Origin of the sequence: Ruegeria sp. HKCCSP346 (assembly GCF_017872595.1) — a bacterium.
In the GTDB taxonomy this organism is placed as follows: Bacteria; Pseudomonadota; Alphaproteobacteria; order Rhodobacterales; family Rhodobacteraceae; genus Ruegeria.
The window spans coordinates 17293-35428 of sequence record NZ_JAEDOT010000003.1 but is presented as its reverse complement, the minus strand read 5'-3'; the positions used below and the strand labels follow the sequence as shown (position 1 = coordinate 35428).

Annotated in this window: 12 protein-coding genes and 1 tRNA gene; 10 read left to right on the top strand and 3 right to left on the bottom strand. The window is 57.0% G+C overall.

The features are described from left to right. Window positions 1–6 precede the first annotated feature (6 nt). On the top strand, window positions 7–1500 hold the full coding sequence (locus I9185_RS11315; protein WP_171635285.1) for a heme biosynthesis HemY N-terminal domain-containing protein: 1494 nt from the start codon (window positions 7–9) through the stop codon (window positions 1498–1500). 201 nt (window positions 1501–1701) lie between these two features. Here the strand turns inward: I9185_RS11315 and I9185_RS11310 are convergent, their stop codons facing one another. Further along, the gene (locus tag I9185_RS11310) at window positions 1702–3912 is read right to left on the bottom strand and encodes a hypothetical protein (protein ID WP_210093107.1); all 2211 of its coding nucleotides are present in this window, start codon (window positions 3910–3912) and stop codon (window positions 1702–1704) included. On the opposite strand from I9185_RS11310, the gene I9185_RS11305 reads away from it, so the two are divergent. Together I9185_RS11305 and I9185_RS11300 are read left to right on the top strand one after the other, a co-directional pair. Continuing rightward, window positions 3905–4780 (top strand): viperin family antiviral radical SAM protein, encoded by an 876-nt coding sequence (locus I9185_RS11305; RefSeq protein ID WP_245223544.1) that lies wholly within the window; start codon window positions 3905–3907, stop codon window positions 4778–4780. The two genes, I9185_RS11310 and I9185_RS11305, sit on opposite strands and share 8 nt — an antisense overlap. A 562-nt stretch (window positions 4781–5342) precedes the next feature. Continuing rightward, complete coding sequence (locus tag I9185_RS11300; protein WP_210093105.1) at window positions 5343–6245, top strand: class I SAM-dependent methyltransferase; 903 nt, start codon at window positions 5343–5345, stop codon at window positions 6243–6245. A gap of 498 nt (window positions 6246–6743) precedes the next feature. Here I9185_RS11300 and I9185_RS11295 read toward each other — a convergent pair. Next, a tRNA-Leu gene (locus I9185_RS11295) sits at window positions 6744–6830 on the bottom strand. A gap of 201 nt (window positions 6831–7031) precedes the next feature. On the opposite strand from I9185_RS11295, the gene I9185_RS11290 reads away from it, so the two are divergent. Further along, a complete protein-coding gene (locus tag I9185_RS11290; RefSeq protein ID WP_209835594.1) occupies window positions 7032–8015 on the top strand; it encodes a complex I NDUFA9 subunit family protein in 984 nt (327 codons plus the stop codon). On the opposite strand, the gene I9185_RS11285 is transcribed toward I9185_RS11290, so the two are convergent. Then, window positions 8016–8819 (bottom strand): undecaprenyl-diphosphate phosphatase, encoded by an 804-nt coding sequence (locus tag I9185_RS11285; protein WP_209835595.1) that lies wholly within the window; start codon window positions 8817–8819, stop codon window positions 8016–8018. A 230-nt stretch (window positions 8820–9049) separates the two neighbouring features. Here I9185_RS11285 and I9185_RS11280 point away from each other — a divergent pair, with 230 nt between their 5' ends. The 6 genes from I9185_RS11280 to I9185_RS11255 all read left to right on the top strand — a co-directional run bounded on the left by I9185_RS11280 (window position 9050) and on the right by I9185_RS11255 (window position 18067). Further along, complete coding sequence (locus tag I9185_RS11280) at window positions 9050–10483, top strand: NAD(P)-dependent oxidoreductase (protein ID WP_210093104.1); 1434 nt, start codon at window positions 9050–9052, stop codon at window positions 10481–10483. A gap of 24 nt (window positions 10484–10507) precedes the next feature. Next, window positions 10508–10945, top strand: coding sequence for a GFA family protein (locus I9185_RS11275; protein WP_152459664.1), 438 nt, complete (start codon window positions 10508–10510; stop codon window positions 10943–10945). After that, complete coding sequence (gltB, locus tag I9185_RS11270) at window positions 10942–15474, top strand: glutamate synthase large subunit (RefSeq protein WP_210093103.1); 4533 nt, start codon at window positions 10942–10944, stop codon at window positions 15472–15474. The genes I9185_RS11275 and gltB overlap by 4 nt, the downstream gene beginning before the upstream one ends. Before the next feature lie 180 nt (window positions 15475–15654). After that, window positions 15655–16569, top strand: coding sequence for a Hint domain-containing protein (locus I9185_RS11265; protein ID WP_171723967.1), 915 nt, complete (start codon window positions 15655–15657; stop codon window positions 16567–16569). 39 nt (window positions 16570–16608) lie between these two features. Continuing rightward, a complete protein-coding gene (mtgA, locus tag I9185_RS11260; protein WP_171723966.1) occupies window positions 16609–17343 on the top strand; it encodes a monofunctional biosynthetic peptidoglycan transglycosylase in 735 nt (244 codons plus the stop codon). A gap of 58 nt (window positions 17344–17401) precedes the next feature. Beyond that, window positions 17402–18067 (top strand): glutathione S-transferase family protein, encoded by a 666-nt coding sequence (locus I9185_RS11255; RefSeq protein ID WP_171635778.1) that lies wholly within the window; start codon window positions 17402–17404, stop codon window positions 18065–18067. Window positions 18068–18136: the final 69 nt, after the last annotated feature.

The following is an 18136-nucleotide window of genomic DNA, read 5'->3' as shown; positions in this document are numbered from 1 at the left end:
CCTGCCATGCTGTGGTCACTGTTTAAGATCCTCGTTTTTGTTGCGATTATCGGCCTGCTGGCGTTGGGCGGTCACTTCCTGATGCAAACCAGTGGCGGGGTTCAGATCACCGTCGCGGGCACGGAATTCACGCTCGGGCCGCTTCAGTCAGTGATCGCGCTGGCTGTGTTGGTTTTTGCGGTCTGGCTGTTTTTCAAGTTGCTCAGCCTGCTGATCGCAACGCTGAAATTCCTGAACGGTGACGAAACTGCCTTGTCCCGGTATTTTGACCGCAATCGCCAGCAAAAGGGATACCAGGCGCTGGCTGATGGTCTGTTGGCGCTGGCCTCGGGCGAAGGGCGCGTGGCGATGACCAAAGCCAGCAAGGCCGAAAAACTGCTGAACAAGCCCGAGCTTACCGACCTGCTGGTGGCACAGGCCGCCGAGATGACCGGGGACACGAAAAAGGCATCGGACACTTATAAAAAACTGGTGACCAACAGCGCCACCCGTTTCGTTGGCGTGCGCGGGATCATGAAGCAGAAGCTGGCCGAAGGTGATGATGAAACGGCCCGCAAACTGGCCGAGAAGGCCCTGGCGATCAAACCACGTCATGAAGAAACGCAGGACGTGCTGCTGAACCTGCAAACCAAGGCGCAGGATTGGGCCGGTGCACGTTCGACTCTGACGGCCAAGTTGAAGGCCGGGTACTTGCCGCGCGATGTCTTCAAACGGCGTGACGCGGTTTTGGCCTTGTCCGAAGCCAAGGGAATTCTGGACGAAGGTGCGACGGTCGAACAGCAGGAGCGCGCGATTGAAGCCAATCGCCTGTCGCCTGATCTGGTGCCAGCCGCTGCCATGGCGGCCCGCGCGTATATCGCCAAAGGCAAACCCCGGGCCGCAACCAAGATTCTGAAAAAAGCATGGGAGGCTCAGCCGCATCCGGATCTGGCCCATGCCTTTGCCGACATCGTGCCGGATGAAACCCCTGATCAACGGATCAAGCGGTTCACCGCGCTGACCCGGATTCACCCCGAAAACATGGAAACGCGTCTGATATTGGCCGAACTGAACATCGTGGCCGAGGACTTCCCAGAAGCCCGCCGTGCGCTGGGCGATGTGGTCGAAACGCAGGGAGATGCGCGCGCCTATACGTTGATGGCCGCTATCGAACGGGGCGAGGGGGCCTCGGACGCCATTGTGCAAGGCTGGTTGGCCAAAGCGCTGAATGCGCCGCGTGGTCCGCAATGGGTGTGCACCAATTGCCATGATATCCAACCTGAATGGGGACCGGTCTGCCAGAACTGTGGCAGCTTCGACACGCTCAGCTGGCAGACACCACGAACACCCGAAATCGCAAGCGCGACCGGCGTACATATGTTGCCTTTGATCGTTGGTGCGCTCGAAGATCAATCCGAAGAGCCTGAAGTCATGGAGCCCGCGGACGAGGATGATGTGGTCGAAGTGACACCAGAGTCGGCAGAGGTGGCAGACGAAGGCGAGGTTCAAAAGCAGGCCTGAGCCCTGCAACGCCTTTTTTGCAGCCGGCCTGATCCTCCGCATTCCAAGGGTCAGGATGTTGGTGACGGCGTCGGGCCGTCAGGCATTTCTGGGCAAAACACATGATCCGCCACAGCGGTGCCATTGACAGTGTTGGTGCCTCTTCGCCGGTCTTTCGCGGTTTTCGGCCCAGATCCTGACGGTACGTGCATTTGTTCGTAGTCAGCGCCTCTGGCTGCGCTGATTGCGCGCCCTCTTTCGCCGCGTTGTCCCTGCGTAGGGTTGATACAGCTCTTCCCAAAAATGGGTTTCCGCCGTGACAACCACCCACTTGTCCGTTGGCGGGACGTCCACGACTCCGAACATGATCACATCTCTTACCAACCCGCCGTGATTTCGCTGATTGTATGCTGACTTCGTCAACTCCAGCCCAAGCAGGTCAAGTGAGAGAAGGCCGCGTGTCGGGCCGAAGCTTTGTATCCGCGTCAGTTCGATTGCTTCCTTCAAGCATGTTTTTGCCTGGTTCCATTCATTGAGATTGATGTGGTGCCGCGCTTTTTGGTGAAGCCAAACCGGAAGCCAGCGGTCCGAAGGGTCAAGCTCTTTCGTCTCACTCAGCAGTTTGTCGACGCGTGCCTTGTCGCCCTTCTGACGAGTCGCTTCAAGCGCGTCCCGGAACCAAACGCCCTCCAGCGCAGTTCCCTTTGCGATTGCCGCGAGTCGGTTCGTCGAGGCGGCCCGGATCACGTCAGGAATGTTCGCATCCTGCGCAAGACTGTTCAGAAACCAAAGGCGCGTTTCCCTTTCTATTTCTTCCACGGCAGCCTGACGATCCAGTCTTTCACAATGCCACTGGTGATCCTGAAATTCGGCCACGACGTTTTTTAATGACTGGTTTTCGCGTTCAAAGATTTTTCTGAACGCGTCGCGATCCCCGGAACCGGGGATGTAAGCCTGTAGTCGATCACCGTCTTGTATCTCGGAAAAGCGTCGGCTCAGGCGTTCACAGATACCTGCGCGTGTTGCATCCGGATACCGGAAATTCGAGGGCAAGATTGTCGCAAGCGCACTCACCATCCAAGGAACGCAAGCCTTCAGTTTGGCCTCGAAATGTTGGTCCTGAGCCCATATTCCCTCCCCAGCCGTGTTGCGATGGGCTTCCAGCGTCAGGTTGTAGACCAGCTTGAAGATGTGGGTCAGTTCCAGAATGCGGTTTTCACGGGGATCGGCGCATGTGGGCTGAACATCCGGGCAAAGCAGTTTGAGAAGGCGCAGGTAACCGTCCTGCATCGCGCGCGCGAACAACAACATTTGGCGAATGGTCTTCATGCTGCGCCGCGCGAAGCGCCGACTTACAAGAAAGGTAAATCTTGCCTTTTCGTCCTCCGGCGGATGCCCATTCAGGGCGCGGCTCAGGGCGTCTTCTGAAATGTCCAGGTCAAAACGCAACCGTGGGATGGTAAGATTCCGGGCCTGAATGAAGTTCCGGGCCGACTGGTAGTTGTATTCCAGATCTTGGCCCGTGTCGTATTCCCAGCATCCGGAAAACGGTAGTCGGGATCCCAAGTTTGGTCCTGTATCCCCGGACTTAGTCAACCTGTCGGGAAATGTGCGTGTGATACTGTCCTGGTCAGGAAGAGCCATGCCTTGTTGCCAGCGATAAAGGGCCCGCGCGATTTTTGCTTTGGGGTCTTTGTCCGGGTTGCAGATTCCATTTTCGATATGATCTTCCGCCAAACGAACAGCGTAGCCCTCAACTGACAGACCGATCAGATCGAAGGCCCAATCCAGAACCTGTTGAACCGGAAGCCGAAGCCTTGATGGGTCTGCGGGATCCGGTTCCGGCAAAAACCAAAACCGCCCGTCCGGCAAACCGTCATCCGAACGGTCGTCGATCATCCAGAATGCGGCCCGTCGGGCAGCGCCCGGCACGTACAGGTGAATCAAAAGCTCCCAGACTATATGTTGGATCGGCGCATCGAATGCCCAAAGCTCCTGCTCGATCCGCCAAAAGGACATTACCACTTCCCAGATATTTTGTTCGGCATCACGGACCGCGCTCTCATCAAACTCAAGAGCAACAAAGAGCTCCCTACAACTTCTACGATGCTCTTTTTCGATCTGCTTCATCGAAAGCTCTCGCCGAAGAAGGCGCGTCTTTTCGTGCTTACCCATTACTGAGCCAAAGAAAGACCGGGACAGTTCGACAAAGATGGCTTCTGGTGGAGGTACAAGTGCCAAGAGAACCCTCGTAATCAGCGTAAATATTTGGCAATAAATGTTATTATTTAGTAGTGCAATTCCGGAAAATTGGTTTGCACGCTTCATATCAGATATTTTGAAGCGCGCCGATGGCAGGTTCGAATCATGTAATGAACATGGAGAACCTAACGTGGAAACTTCCCTGAAACACAGCATCGACCAAATGGTCATCAATTGGCACGTCAACGAAACTTGCAACTACCGGTGCGTGTATTGCTATGCCAAGTGGGAACGACCGCCTTCAGTGCGCGACGTGATCCGCCAGCCGGAAAACACAGCCAATTTGCTGAGATCGCTCTGGGCTTTTTTTGATCCTGCAAATTTGAAGAACCCTTTGAAGGACACTTTGACTTGGCGGCGTGTCCGTCTCAATTTTGCAGGGGGTGAGCCATTGTTGTGTCGCGCTGACTTGATCCGTGGCGTTGAGCTGGCCGCCCAGATCGGGTTTGATGTTTCGATCATTACCAACGGCAGCAGGCTTGATTCAGAAACCATGTCTGCCCTGGCGCCGCATCTCGATTGGCTTGGAGTAAGCCTGGATGCAGCTGACATGCGCACGAACAAGGCGATCGGCCGCGAAGATCGTCGCTCTCGGCAGTTGGATCCAGAGGCTTTGAGGGACAGCGTCGCAACGGCACGCTCAAACAACCCTGACCTGAAGCTGAAGATCAATACGGTTGTGAGTTCTCAGAATCACGAGGCGGACTTGACTCGAGTCATTGCGAGACTGTCACCCCACAAGTGGAAGATCCTCCGGGCGCTGCCAATGACAACCACGGCCGGCATGGTGACGGATGAGCAGTTCCGGGCCTTTGTGCACAGGCACCGCTCGTTGACGGACATCATACGCGTTGAAGACAACGCAGACATGCTGAAGTCGTACCTGATGATTGATCCCAAGGGCCGTTTTTTTCAGAACCACAATGATACCCTGAAGGAAGGGTACCGATACAGCAGACCCATACTGGATGTTGGGCCGGGTGCGGCCTTGGAGTCCGCCGGATTCTCGGCGTTCGGTTTCGCCAACCGTTATCGATGAGCTTTTCGATGCAGAAGTATTGCAGCGTTAAGGACGTAAACAAGGTGATCGGGAAGCTTCCGGAGGCTGACAGGGCCGTCAAACGCGGCCGGGTTCATGGGCGGCAATATGCGCGTTCTGCTTGAGCAATTAACCCGACAGATAACGGCAGATGTGATGCGTTCCTTATCTTCTCAGCCCGTCAGCGGCGACCAAGCTGCTGAATCTGCGCGCAAATGATGGGTTGGCATTGACGCCTCAGCAAAGGTGGGTTTGTCCGGTTTCACCGTTCTTCGAACCGGATCAACCTGCCAAAACCGTCAGATGAATGCTTCGAGCCCATGACGGAGGTGCTGTGGCGCCACTTTTGGCCAACACAGAACTCTATCCACTGAAGTCCCGCACCGTCGTGCTGACCACAAAGCGGTTGATCTTTCGGCTCAGGCATTCAACGTGCACCCGCTCGCGCCAAGAGTCTTGGCAAGACCTGGCCCGTCGACTGAAGGCCAGAAACTCAATCAATTGTAATCGCGCATTTCGTATCGTATTCAAAGGGCATCATTCCAGATGCAGGGCAGCCGGTATGAGAGACTTGCATGAAAGCTTCAACGAACTGACCGATGCCGATTGGCTTCAGCTATGGCTGGCTAAAGCTGAAAACAAAGGAGGCGAGCTTGCAAGCGTTCTGCCCGACTTTCCTCCAAATGATATTCAAGTCGAATATGTCGGAAGCGCGCTTTCCAGTGCAATCAGAGAAGCGTATGGTTTTTACGTGCACGCAAAGCAGATGTTTTCAACGCACGGCGAAAACCCGAGCAAGAACGATTGCTTTTTGGATTTCGGATGTGGTTGGGGACGGTATATTCGCCTGTTTTCTAAAGATTATCCAAGTCGATCAGTGTTCGCGGCAGATGTAAATGCCAACATCATTGATGAGTGCCGGAAAAGAGATCTGCCAGGCGAGTTCATGCAAATTTCGCCATTGGGCGCGTTTTCGCTGCCCGACGGCAAGATTTCGTCTGCAATGGCGTATTCAGTTTTCACGCATCTGCCAGAGGATGTTCATTTGCATTGGCGTAACGAGCTGGCGCGCGTTACCAAACCCGGCGCTGTACTGGTGATCACGGTCCAGCCGAGGCGGTTCCTGAGATACATTGAAAATCGCGGACGCGAAATATTGGGCCCGAGAATACTTGGAAACAGAATAGGTTTGCTTCGTCACTTCCAACTTGGAAAACGAAGAGGTTCGAACGCTTGGCACAAGCTACTCGCAGAGTCCGCAGACAGGGTGCCCGAGTTTGCCGCGCGTTATGACAGCGGCGAACTGGTCTTCATGGAAGGTACCGATGGCAACAAGACTTACGGCGATGCGATCGTGCCCGTTTCCTATATCGAGGAGAACTGGGCCCCGGACTTCAAAGTTGTTGACGTCATAGATGACAAATCCAGGTTTGCTCAATCGGTCATCACGCTCAAACGGATTTGAACGCCAAGCAATTCACACAGGTTTTCGATCCGGACAAAGCAGTCAGATCCCGGGTTGCAGCGTTCAACGCGGGCGCAAAAGCAATTGCCGAGAAAACAATCTTCGGCGTTGTCCCGCGTTGCAGGCATTCGCCCAGGCCTCCTGACCGGTAAACCGGCTGCTGGTGCGGCAGGACGTTGCCACGCGTTCGACAAATCCCCAGATGACGATAATTCCATTCCCATAGTCCTGAGCCACTTGGTTTCGCCAATGCGAACAAGCCGCCAGCATCAGCCAATTTGAATGGCTTTGGACTTCGCCATGCCGTTCGAATCTAAAGATCGGAAAGTGCCATTGGGGGCATCAAGCTCGTGTTTTTGAGGTAAAGCCCCAACCAAACCCTCACATGTCGTGTTTTCTGCGGGTATCGAGCGTTCCACCACGTTCCGGGCGATAACCGAGAATCGGTAAAACACTCAATGAAATTGAGTGTTTATGAGCATCTATGTTCGGAAGAAATGGTGCCCAGGAGAGGACTCGAACCTCCACGTCCATACGGACACTAGCACCTGAAGCTAGCGCGTCTACCAATTCCGCCACCTGGGCAGGTGTCGTGGAGGGGCGTTTAAGCCTAGTCGCGGGGGGCGTCAACCAGATTCGGTGAGATTTTTTAAAGTTTTTTGAGTTCGGTTCCCGGCCGGTGTTTTTCGCGCATGGTTTTCAACACCGTCGCGGCGAATTAGTGCCTTGTTTGACTGGCCTGCGGGCGCTAGTTCTAGGGCGCAATTTCTCAGCAGGAGCCCTCTCATGTCGAAACTGGTGACGATTTTTGGCGGATCGGGATTTGTCGGTCGCTACATCGCGCGGCGCATGGCGAAAGAGGGGTGGCGTGTCCGGGTGGCTGTACGTCGTCCGAACGAGGCCATGTTCGTCAAACCCTATGGTGCCGTGGGTCAGGTCGAACCGGTGCTGTGCAATATTCGGGATGACGCCTCGGTGGCGCTGGCGATGCAGAGCGCCGATGCGGTTGTGAACTGCGTGGGTGTGCTGAACGAACTTGGCAAGAACGGGTTTGATACCGTGCAGGCCGAAGGAGCTGAACGCATCGCGCGTTTGGCGGCCGAGCAGGGCATCAAGCGGATGGTTCATATCTCGGCCATCGGTGCGGATGCGAATTCAGCCAGCGCGTATTCCCGGACCAAAGCACATGGTGAAGCGAGCGTGTTGAAACATATGCCAGACGCCGTGATCCTGCGTCCTTCGGTGATCTTTGGAACCGAAGACCAGTTCTTCAACCGTTTCGCCGGAATGACCCGCATGGGACCGTTCCTGCCTCTGGTCGGGGCCGACACAAAATTCCAGCCGGTTTACGTAGACGATGTGGCGCAAGCTGCCGTCAAAGGCGTTCTGGGGCAGGCAGAGCCGGGTATTTACGAGCTTGGTGGCCCCGAGGTTAAGACCTTTCGTGCCTTGATGCAGCAGATGCTTGAAGTGATTCACCGTCGCCGCGTCATCATCGGCCTGCCGTTCTTTGCCGCGCGGATTATGGCGGGTGTGCTGGATATCGTTAAATTTGTCAGCTTCCAGCTGTTCCCCAACAACATTCTGACGCGCGATCAGCTTAAGAACCTGCGTCACGACAATGTTGTCGCCGAGGGCGCAAAGTCTTTTGCAGACCTTGGGATCGTGCCGACCACGCTGGAATCGGTGTTGCCGGAATACCTGTGGAAATTCCGCCCCTCAGGTCAGTATGACGACATTCAGAACTCGGCCAAAAACCTGCGTATCTGATCAGCTGTAGGCCATGATCAAAAGTACTACGCCAAGAATGACGCGGTAGATGACGTAGGGTGTGAAACTGACGCTGCGCAGAAGCCGCATCATCAGGCTGAGCGCCAGCAGGGCCGAAAGAAAGGCAAACAGCGCTGCAACGGCCCCATCCCGGGCCAGTTGCATATCGGCGTCGCGCACCACATCCAGTGCCAGCAGTGTGCCCGACGCCAGGATTGTCGGGATCGACATCAACATCGCGATCCGCGCGCCGTCTTCACGGGTATATCCCAATTGCCGCGCGCCGGTTATGGTTATCCCGGAACGGGACGTGCCTGGGATCAGGGCAAGAACCTGCCACAGACCCATGATGAGCGCGTCGCGTATTCCCCAGTTTTCGGTCCCTTTGGTTTCAGGAGCCCTCTGATCCACCCAATACAGCAGCAGACCGAAACCCAGCATTGTCCATCCGATGACCGTGATCGAGCGCATGGCCTGGCTCAACCCGGTGACATGCAGAATGAGGCCCGCGATCACGGTAGGAACAGTTGCAACGATCAGGCACAGAGCAAGCTGGGCCTGCGGTGTGTCACCCCGCCCGGTCAACGCGCGCGGCAACCCGGCAAGGGCCTGTTTTACATCCGACCAGAAATACAGCACCACGGCGCCCAGGGTTCCCACATGCACCGCGACATCAATGGCTTGACCCTGGTCCTGCAACCCCGACAGGTTGGGCAGCAGGATCAGGTGACCAGATGAGGATATGGGCAAAAACTCAGTGATTCCCTGAATGATTGCTACGAGAATCAGGTGAAACAAACTCATCTGCCCTGCCGTGCTGCTGCCACGTGTTCTTTGTGGGTTATGGGTATAAGGGCGATGAAAAAAAGGAAAGCGCGCATATAGGTCCGAATCGGATCTAAAATTTCCAATTATTTTCCACTTTTCTTGAAGGCACGCTGCTTTTTTTCAATTTAGGTCAGTTTAATTGACTTTTCATCCAAAAGCGCATCCCGTAAAGAAACGGAACCTAGCCAATTCATGGAGTCTGACCCGTGGCCAAGCAACCGATGCTGAAATTTGTGCAGATCGACCGCGTCATGCCGGAAAAGCGTGCTGCCAATGACCGCAAGGACGACTTTGACGAGATCTATTCCGAGTTCGCCGCTGAAAAAGCAGCCGAGCAGGCGAGTCGGTGCAGCCAATGCGGTGTTCCTTACTGCCAGTCGCATTGCCCGTTGCACAACAATATTCCCGACTGGTTGCGCCTGACTGCGACCGGACGCCTGGAAGAAGCCTATCAGGTAAGTCAGGCCACCAATACTTTCCCTGAGATCTGCGGGCGCATCTGTCCGCAGGACCGCCTGTGCGAGGGCAACTGCGTGATCGAACAGTCGGGCCATGGAACGGTCACGATTGGTTCGATCGAGAAATACATAACGGATACCGCATGGGAAAAAGGCTGGGTCCAGCCGGTTGCTCCATCGGCCGAACGCGCTGAAAGCGTAGGTATCATTGGTGCAGGCCCTGGTGGATTGGCCGCTGCGGACATGCTGCGCCAGGCTGGTATCCAGGTCACGGTATACGACCGCTATGACCGGGCCGGTGGCCTGCTGATGTATGGCATTCCGGGGTTCAAACTGGAAAAAGACGTTGTTCAGCGCCGCAATGACCTGTTGGCTGATGGTGGGGTCGAGTTTGTTCTGAATTGCGACGTGGATGCGGCCAAGTTCGAAGAAATCCGGGCCAGGCATGATGCCGTTATCATTGCGACCGGTGTCTACAAGTCGCGCGACCTGGCAATGCCGGGCAGCGGTCTGGCCGGGATCGAAAAGGCGATCGACTTCCTGACAGCCTCGAACCGGAAAAGCTTTGGCGACGAGGTCGAAGAATTCGACAACGGTCGCTTGAACGCCGACGGCAAAAAAGTCGTCGTGATTGGCGGCGGTGACACTGCGATGGATTGCGTGCGCACTTCGATCCGTCAGGGCGCGACTTCTGTCAAATGTCTGTATCGCCGGGACCGGGCCAACATGCCGGGGTCACAGCGTGAAACGCAGAATGCCGAAGAAGAAGGCGTGATCTTCGAATGGCTCAGCGCACCCAAAGGGTTCACGGGTGAAGACACGGTCAAAGGTGTTATCGTTCAGAAGATGCGCTTGGGACAGCCAGACGCATCCGGTCGTCAGGCCCCCGAAGTGATTGAAGGCGCGGACTATGTCGAAGACGCCGATCTTGTGATCAAGGCGCTTGGATTCGAACCTGAAGACCTGCCGACGCTGTTCGGACAACCTGATCTGCCAGTCACCCGCTGGGGTACGATCAAGGCGGCGTTCCAAACCGGCGAGACCGAAATGGACGGAGTCTATGCAATCGGTGACATCGTGCGCGGTGCCTCGCTGGTGGTCTGGGCGATCCGGGACGGTCGTGACTGCGCTGATGCGATCATCGAACGCTTCAATGCTAAATCTGCCGTTGCGGCCGAATAATCCCGGCGATCAGGAGGCTTCGAAATGCCTGAATTGCAAGGCCAATGCATGTGTGGCGCAGTTACGGTGACGGCAACTCCGGCGCGGGATGCGCTGGGGGCCTGCCATTGCGACCAGTGCCGGCGCTGGACCAGTTCCATGCTGGTGACGTTTCAGGCCGAAGAAGGCTATGCCGCGCTTGGACCGGTCAAAACTTTCACTTCCTCTGACTGGGCCGAGCGCGCCTTTTGCGCCGATTGCGGCTCGGCGCTTTGGTATCGGATCACGCTCCCGGGCGAGATGCACGGCCAGACGCAAATGGCGGCGGGTCTGTTTGACAACGCCGCAGGCAACCCGCTGAAACTTGAACTTTACATCGACAAAAAGCCCCAGGGCTACGCGTTCGCAGGCGAACGCCGGCAGATGACCAAAGCCGAGGTCGAAGCCATGTACGCCCCCTCTGACGAAGGAGACAGCCAATGACCAAATATGATGCCGATTGGGTGCGGGCCGAAGAAGCCAAGCGCAAATGGATGGCTGAAAATGGTCTCTATTCTCAGGAAGAAGAGCATTCTTCCTGCGGTGTGGGTCTTGTTGTGTCCGTGGATGGGAAAGCGTCGCGCAAGGTTGTGGACGCCGGTATCGACGCGCTCAAGGCGATCTGGCACCGCGGCGCGGTTGATGCTGACGGCAAGACCGGTGATGGCGCGGGCATTCACGTGCAGATTCCGGTCTCGTTTTTCTACGATCAGATCAGGCGCACAGGCCACGAGCCTAAATTGGACGAACTGATCGCTGTTGGTCAGGTTTTCCTGCCGCGCACCGACTTTGGCGCACAGGAACAGTGCCGGACCATCGTGGAAAGCGAAGTTCTGCGCATGGGCTATTACATCTATGGCTGGCGTCACGTGCCGGTCGATGTCACCTGTCTAGGTGAAAAAGCCAACGCCACCCGGCCCGAGATCGAGCAGATCCTGATCTCGAATTCCAAAGGTGTGGACGAAGAGACCTTCGAGCGCGAGCTCTATGTCATTCGTCGCCGAATTGAAAAGGCCGCCTCAGCTGCCGGTATTTCCGGGCTGTACCTGGCGTCGCTGTCGTGCCGTTCGATCATCTACAAGGGCATGATGTTGGCCGAGCAGGTTGCCGTCTTCTATCCCGACCTGATGGACGAACGGTTTGAATCCGCCTTCGCAATCTACCACCAGCGCTATTCCACCAACACTTTCCCGCAATGGTGGCTGGCGCAGCCGTTCCGCATGTTGGCCCATAACGGCGAGATCAACACGCTGAAAGGCAACATCAACTGGATGAAAAGCCACGAGATCCGCATGGCGTCCTCGACGTTTGGGGATTATGCCGAGGATATCAAGCCGATCATCGCCGGAGGATCGTCGGATTCGGCCGCATTGGACTCGGTTTTCGAAGTTCTGGTGCGCGCGGGCCGCTCGGCGCCCATGGCGAAAACCATGCTGGTTCCGGAAAGCTGGTCGAAACAGGCGGTGGAACTGCCGCAGGCCTGGCGCGACATGTATTCCTACTGCAACTCGGTGATGGAGCCGTGGGACGGCCCCGCCGCGCTGGCCATGACGGATGGCCGCTGGGTCTGTGCTGGACTGGACCGCAACGGCCTGCGTCCGATGCGTTACGTCGTGACTGGCGATGGTCTTGTCATTGCGGGATCCGAGGCCGGCATGGTGCCGATTGATGAGTCCACAGTGACCGAAAAAGGCGCGCTGGGCCCCGGTCAGATGCTGGCTGTCGACATGAAAAAGGGCAAGCTGTATCGCGACACCCAGATCAAGAACAAGCTGGCGAGCGCATTGCCGTTTGGCGAGTGGGTCGGCAAGATCAACGATCTGGACGAGGCGCTGGCAGGTGTGACCGAAAAGCCGATATTCTCGGGCGAAGATCTGCGCAAACGCCAGATCGCGGCAGGCTATTCGGTCGAAGAGCTGGAGCAGATTCTTGCGCCCATGGCCGAAGACGGCAAAGAGGCGCTGGCGTCCATGGGTGACGATACGCCCTCGGCGGTTCTGTCCAAGCAATACCGCCCGCTCAGCCATTTCTTCCGGCAGAATTTCAGTCAGGTCACAAACCCGCCGATCGACAGTTTGCGCGAATACCGCGTCATGTCCTTGAAAACCCGGTTCGGAAACCTGAAGAACGTGCTGGATGAGGACAGCAGCCAGACCGAGATCATCGTTCTGGAAAGCCCCTTTGTCGGAAACGCACAATGGAATGAACTGGTTGGGCACCTCAACGCTCCGCTGGCCGAGATCGATTGCAGCTTTGAGCCCGGTCAAGGTGCGCTGAGCGCTGCTTTGGCCCGTGTCAGAGCCGAAGCTGAAGAGGCGGTACGGTCTGGCGCCGGGCATCTGGTGCTGACCGACATGAACTCGGGTGAAGATCGGGTGGCGATGCCGATGATCCTTGCCACCAGCGCAGTGCACTCACACCTGACCCGTCAGGGCCTGCGGACGTTCTGTTCCTTGAACGTACGCTCGGCTGAATGTGTCGATCCGCATTACTTTGCGGTTCTGATCGGCTGTGGCGCGACCGTTGTGAACGCCTATCTGGCCGAAGACTCGCTGGCCGATCGTATCGATCGTGGGCTGCTGGACGGTACCCTGACCGAAAATGTCGCGCGCTATCGCGAAGCCATCGACCAGGGCCTGTTGAAGATCATGGCCAAGATGGGGATCTCGGTGATCTCGTCCTATCGCGGCGGTCTGAATTTCGAGGCTGTTGGCCTGAGCCGCGCGATGGTGGCCGAGTATTTCCCGGGTATGACCAGCCGTATTTCCGGCATCGGCGTCAAGGGTATCCAGGCAAAGGCCGAAGAAATCCACGCCAAGGGCTGGAACAGTGGTCTGGACGTGTTGCCGATCGGTGGTTTCTACAAGGCACGGAAATCGGGTGAAACCCACGCGTGGGAAGCGACCTCGATGCATATGATGCAGATGGCGTGCAACAAGGCGTCCTATGAGCTGTGGAAACAGTATTCTGCCAAGATGCAATCGAACCCGCCGATCCATCTGCGCGACCTGATGGATTTCAAACCATTGGGTAAACCGGTGCCGATCGAAGAGGTTGAATCGATCACCTCGATCCGCAAGCGCTTTGTCACGCCGGGCATGTCGCTGGGCGCGCTGTCGCCTGAGGCGCACAAGACGCTGAACGTGGCGATGAACCGGATCGGTGCGAAATCCGACAGTGGTGAAGGGGGTGAAGACCCGGCGCATTTCGTGCCGGAGCCGAATGGTGACAACCCCTCGGCCAAGATCAAGCAGGTGGCCTCGGGCCGGTTTGGTGTGACCGCCGAATATCTGAACCAGTGCGAAGAGCTGGAAATCAAGGTTGCCCAAGGGGCGAAACCGGGCGAGGGCGGTCAGCTGCCGGGCATGAAGGTCACTGACCTGATCGCGCGTCTGCGGCACTCGACCAAGGGCGTTACGCTGATCTCGCCGCCGCCGCATCATGACATCTACTCGATCGAGGATCTGGCTCAGCTGATCTATGACCTGAAACAGATCAACCCGCGCTGCAAGGTGACGGTGAAACTGGTGGCGTCTTCCGGCGTTGGCACGATCGCTGCCGGTGTGGCCAAGGCGAAGGCCGATATCATCCTGATCTCGGGGCACAATGGCGGTACGGGTGCCTCACCCGCGACCAGCATCAAATATGCCGGTCTGCCATGGGAGATGGGCCTGACCGAGGCGCATCAGGTTCTGGCGATGAACAACCTGCGCGACCGGGTGACTCTGCGCACTGATGGCGGCCTGCGTACCGGGCGCGACATCGTCATGGCGGCGATGATGGGGGCCGAGGAATACGGCATCGGCACCGCCGCCCTGATCGCGATGGGCTGTATCATGGTGCGTCAGTGCCAGTCGAACACCTGCCCGGTTGGTGTCTGTACGCAGGACGAATCCCTGCGCGCCAAGTTCACCGGCAACGCCGACAAGGTGGTGAACCTGATCACCTTCTACGCGCAGGAAGTGCGCGAGCTGCTGGCCAGCCTTGGCGCGCGTTCCGTGGATGAAATCATCGGTCGGGCCGATCTGCTGGCGCAGGTTAGCCGGGGTTCGGCGCATTTGGACGATCTGGATCTCAACCCGCTGCTGATCACCGTCGATGGTGCGCATAACATCGTGTACAATCGCGACAAGGATCGGAACGCCGTGCCCGACACGCTGGATGCCGAGATCGTGCGCGATGCGGCGCGGTTCCTGAAGGATGGCGAGAAGATGCAGTTGTCATATGCCATCCAGAACACGCACCGCACCGTCGGAACCCGCATTTCCAGCCACATTGTGCAGAATTTTGGCATGCGGAACACGTTCCAGGATGACCACCTGCACGTGAAACTTCAGGGTTCGGCCGGTCAGTCCTTGGGGGCTTTCGCGGCTCCGGGTCTGAAGCTGGAAGTGTCGGGGGATGCCAATGACTATGTTGGCAAGGGCCTGTCTGGCGGCACGATCGTTGTGCGCCCGCCGCAGGTCAGCCCGCTGAAGGCGGACGACAACACGATCATCGGCAACACGGTTCTCTACGGTGCAACTGACGGCCATCTGTTCGCGGCTGGCCGCGCGGGTGAACGATTTGCCGTGCGCAACTCGGGTGCCAAAGTTGTGGTTGAAGGATGTGGCTCGAACGGGTGTGAGTACATGACCGGCGGCGTGGCCGTGATACTTGGTGACATCGGGGCCAATTTCGGTGCCGGGATGACCGGTGGCATGGCATATCTGTATGATCCCGAAGGCAAGGCCGAAGCGTTGATGAACAAGGAAACGCTTGTGACCTGCCCGGTCACCGTGGACCATTGGGTGGATCAATTGAAAGCCCTGATCACGCGTCACGCCGAGGAGACCTACAGCCGCAAGGCCGCGGATATTCTCCAGCATTGGGACGTGGAAAAGGGCAACTTCCTACAGGTTTGTCCCAAAGAAATGCTCAACAAACTCAGCCACCCGCTGAGCGAAGAAGTCACGGCAGTTCCGGCCGAGTAAGCCTAAATTCCATCAAAATACTGGCCCCGCGTGCTATTTACAGCACGCGGGGCCCTGATTATTGTGAGGTTTCAGTGGAATTCTTGCCTGCTCTCCCGAATTTCGCCATGCTTTCTTCACCTTGTAGTGTTAGCCATGGCCTGTTTCGGTTTCTAATGGTGACAGAGTAGGGGCAACAGGATGCCAACGACATATCGCGATCAGTTCTTCACCTTTGATCCTGCAAGCCCGCCACCAGCGGGGACGGCCGTCGCGGTCAGCAATTTCACCCTGACTGATGCGAATGATGACAATCTTATTGACGCACCCAGTGGTGACACGGTCAACGGGCAAGACGTTACAAATTCCTGGCCAGGCGATACTGTAACGATCAACGTGTCAGGCGTTGGGAACGTGACCTATACAGGAACCACTTTCTACCTGGCCGATGGGTCTCGGGCTTTCACCCCCACAGACGGCCAGGTGCTGCAGCCCGGAACGCTGGTGTCGACCACTTTTGTTAACACGTCAGGCCCGCTGAATGTCGGTAACCTTGGGCCGCCGTGCTTTACGGCCGGGACCATGATCGCCACACCGGAAGGTGAGCGCGCGGTTGAGGATTTGAAGGTTGGTGATCTGGTCATCACGGTGGATCACGGACCACAACCCTTGATCTGGGTTGGGTGTACAACCGTCGCAGCCGAAGGCAAACTGGCTCCAATCCGTTTCGATGCCGGGGTGTTCGGTCTGGATCGCCCCTTGCTGGTTTCACCGCAGCACCGGATGCTGATCGAAGACTGGCAGGCGTCCTATCTGTTCGGCCATACCGAAGCGCTGGTTCCGGCGCATACTTTGGTCAACGATGACACCGTGACACGGGTCGAGGGCGGTGAGGTTGAATATTTCCATCTGTTGTTCAAACAGCATGAAATCGTTTTCGCCAACGGAGCGAAAAGCGAAAGCTATTATCCCGGGCACGCGTTGTCGGCTTCGGATCGCGAAACACAAAGCGAAGTGCTGCACTTGTTTCCCGAGTTGACCGGGCTTGATCCGATGTCGCTGAAAACCGCGCGCCCGATCGTTCATCCGCGCGAGGCGCGCGCTTTCGCGATTTAGGCCGTTTCAAACCGGAACCTTGCGTCGTATAGCTGAGACATGGCGAAGAAAGCAGCCCGCAAATCCGGCGGAAAAAAACGCAAGGCATCCAGAAAGAAGGAACCAGTGGCGCGGCAGATTCGCCGCTGGGCAACGCGAGCGGTCATGGCGGTTCTGGGCCTCGTGGTTGCTCTGGTCCTGATTTATTCGGTGGTGAACCCTCCTGTCACCCACACCATCTGGTCGGAATGGCGCCGGCTGGGAAAGGTTGAACGCGAATGGGTTCCGATCGAAGACATGGCACCGATCATGGCAAGATCAGTTGTTGCAGCCGAGGACGCAAATTTCTGCCTGCATTGGGGCTTTGACGTCGAAGCCATCCGCGATGCGCTTGAGGATGGCGGCAATCGTGGTGCCTCGACCATCACGCAACAGGTGGTGAAGAATGTGTTCCTCTGGCAGGGTCGCAGCTGGGTGCGCAAGGCTTTGGAAACCTCGATCACGCCGGTGGTTGAAATATTCTGGAGCAAACAGCGTATTCTTGAGGTGTATCTGAATGTCGCCGAAACCGGAAATGGCGTATTCGGGGTCGAAGCTGCGGCGCAACGCTATTTCAACACTAGCGCGGCAAAGCTGACTTCGGTCCAAGCGGCGCGGATTGCGGCAATCCTGCCGTCCCCGCGCAACCGATCGGTCACGGATCCGACTGCGCGCACCCGCAGACGGGCGGCTTCGATCCTCGATGGGGCGGCCACCATCCGCGCAGATGGTCGCGCAGATTGTTTCGAGGATTGAAACCCGCTATCTGCCAAGGCTAAATCTGTCGGGTATTCACTGGTTCGAATGGAAGTTCATGGCGCGTCTGTTTCACGTTCCCCTCTCTCCGTATTGTCGTAAGGTCCGTCTGTCGCTGGCGGAGAAGAAGATCGAGGTTGAGCTGGTAGAAGAGCGATACTGGGAACAGGATCCTGATTTTCTGCGGCGCAACCCGGCGGGAAAAGTGCCCGTATTGCGTCTGGACGGGCAGATCATGTCGGAAAGCGCGGCTATCTGCGAATACATCGAAGAAACCCGCCCAGAGCCACCTTTGATGCCGAAAACCCCCGAAGCCAGATTCGAAGTAAGACGCCTTGTCGGGTGGTTCGACGACAAATTTCACCACGAGGTGACATCGAAGCTGTTGTACGAGCGAGTGAACAAAAAGGTGACAGGACAGGGGTATCCGGACAGCAAGAATGTCAAACAGGGTGCCAAGGCGATCAAATATCATCTGGATTACATGGCGTGGCTGCTGGATCACCGCCGTTGGTTGGCGGGGGATCAGATGACATTGGCGGATTTTGCGGCCGCGGCACATCTGTCTTCGCTGGATTACATCTCGGACGTGGACTGGAACCGCAGCCAGGTGGTCAAGGACTGGTATGCCAAGATCAAGTCTCGACCGGCATTTCGGTCAATACTGGCGGATCAGGTGCCAGGGTTCCGACCGCCGCCCCATTACGCTGATCTGGATTTCTGATAGGGTGCGCAAGGGGGGCTGTCTGCCCCCCATCGCGCCATGGGCGCGATTCCCCCCGAGGATATTTTT

What these genes read in the sequence shown, in the direction of transcription:
- I9185_RS11275 (WP_152459664.1), top strand. Translation starts at nt 10,508, where the DNA reads ATGCCTGAATTGCAAGGCCAATGCATGTGTGGCGCAGTTACGGTGACG.
- I9185_RS11255 (WP_171635778.1), top strand. Translation starts at nt 17,402, where the DNA reads ATGGCGCGTCTGTTTCACGTTCCCCTCTCTCCGTATTGTCGTAAGGTC.
- mtgA (WP_171723966.1), top strand. Translation starts at nt 16,609, where the DNA reads ATGGCGAAGAAAGCAGCCCGCAAATCCGGCGGAAAAAAACGCAAGGCA.
- I9185_RS11305 (WP_245223544.1), top strand. Translation starts at nt 3,905, where the DNA reads ATGGTCATCAATTGGCACGTCAACGAAACTTGCAACTACCGGTGCGTG.
- gltB (WP_210093103.1), top strand. Translation starts at nt 10,942, where the DNA reads ATGACCAAATATGATGCCGATTGGGTGCGGGCCGAAGAAGCCAAGCGC.
- I9185_RS11300 (WP_210093105.1), top strand. Translation starts at nt 5,343, where the DNA reads ATGAGAGACTTGCATGAAAGCTTCAACGAACTGACCGATGCCGATTGG.
- I9185_RS11290 (WP_209835594.1), top strand. Translation starts at nt 7,032, where the DNA reads ATGTCGAAACTGGTGACGATTTTTGGCGGATCGGGATTTGTCGGTCGC.
- I9185_RS11310 (WP_210093107.1), bottom strand. Translation starts at nt 3,912, where the DNA reads ATGACCATTTGGTCGATGCTGTGTTTCAGGGAAGTTTCCACGTTAGGT.
- I9185_RS11315 (WP_171635285.1), top strand. Translation starts at nt 7, where the DNA reads ATGCTGTGGTCACTGTTTAAGATCCTCGTTTTTGTTGCGATTATCGGC.
- I9185_RS11285 (WP_209835595.1), bottom strand. Translation starts at nt 8,819, where the DNA reads ATGAGTTTGTTTCACCTGATTCTCGTAGCAATCATTCAGGGAATCACT.
- I9185_RS11265 (WP_171723967.1), top strand. Translation starts at nt 15,655, where the DNA reads ATGCCAACGACATATCGCGATCAGTTCTTCACCTTTGATCCTGCAAGC.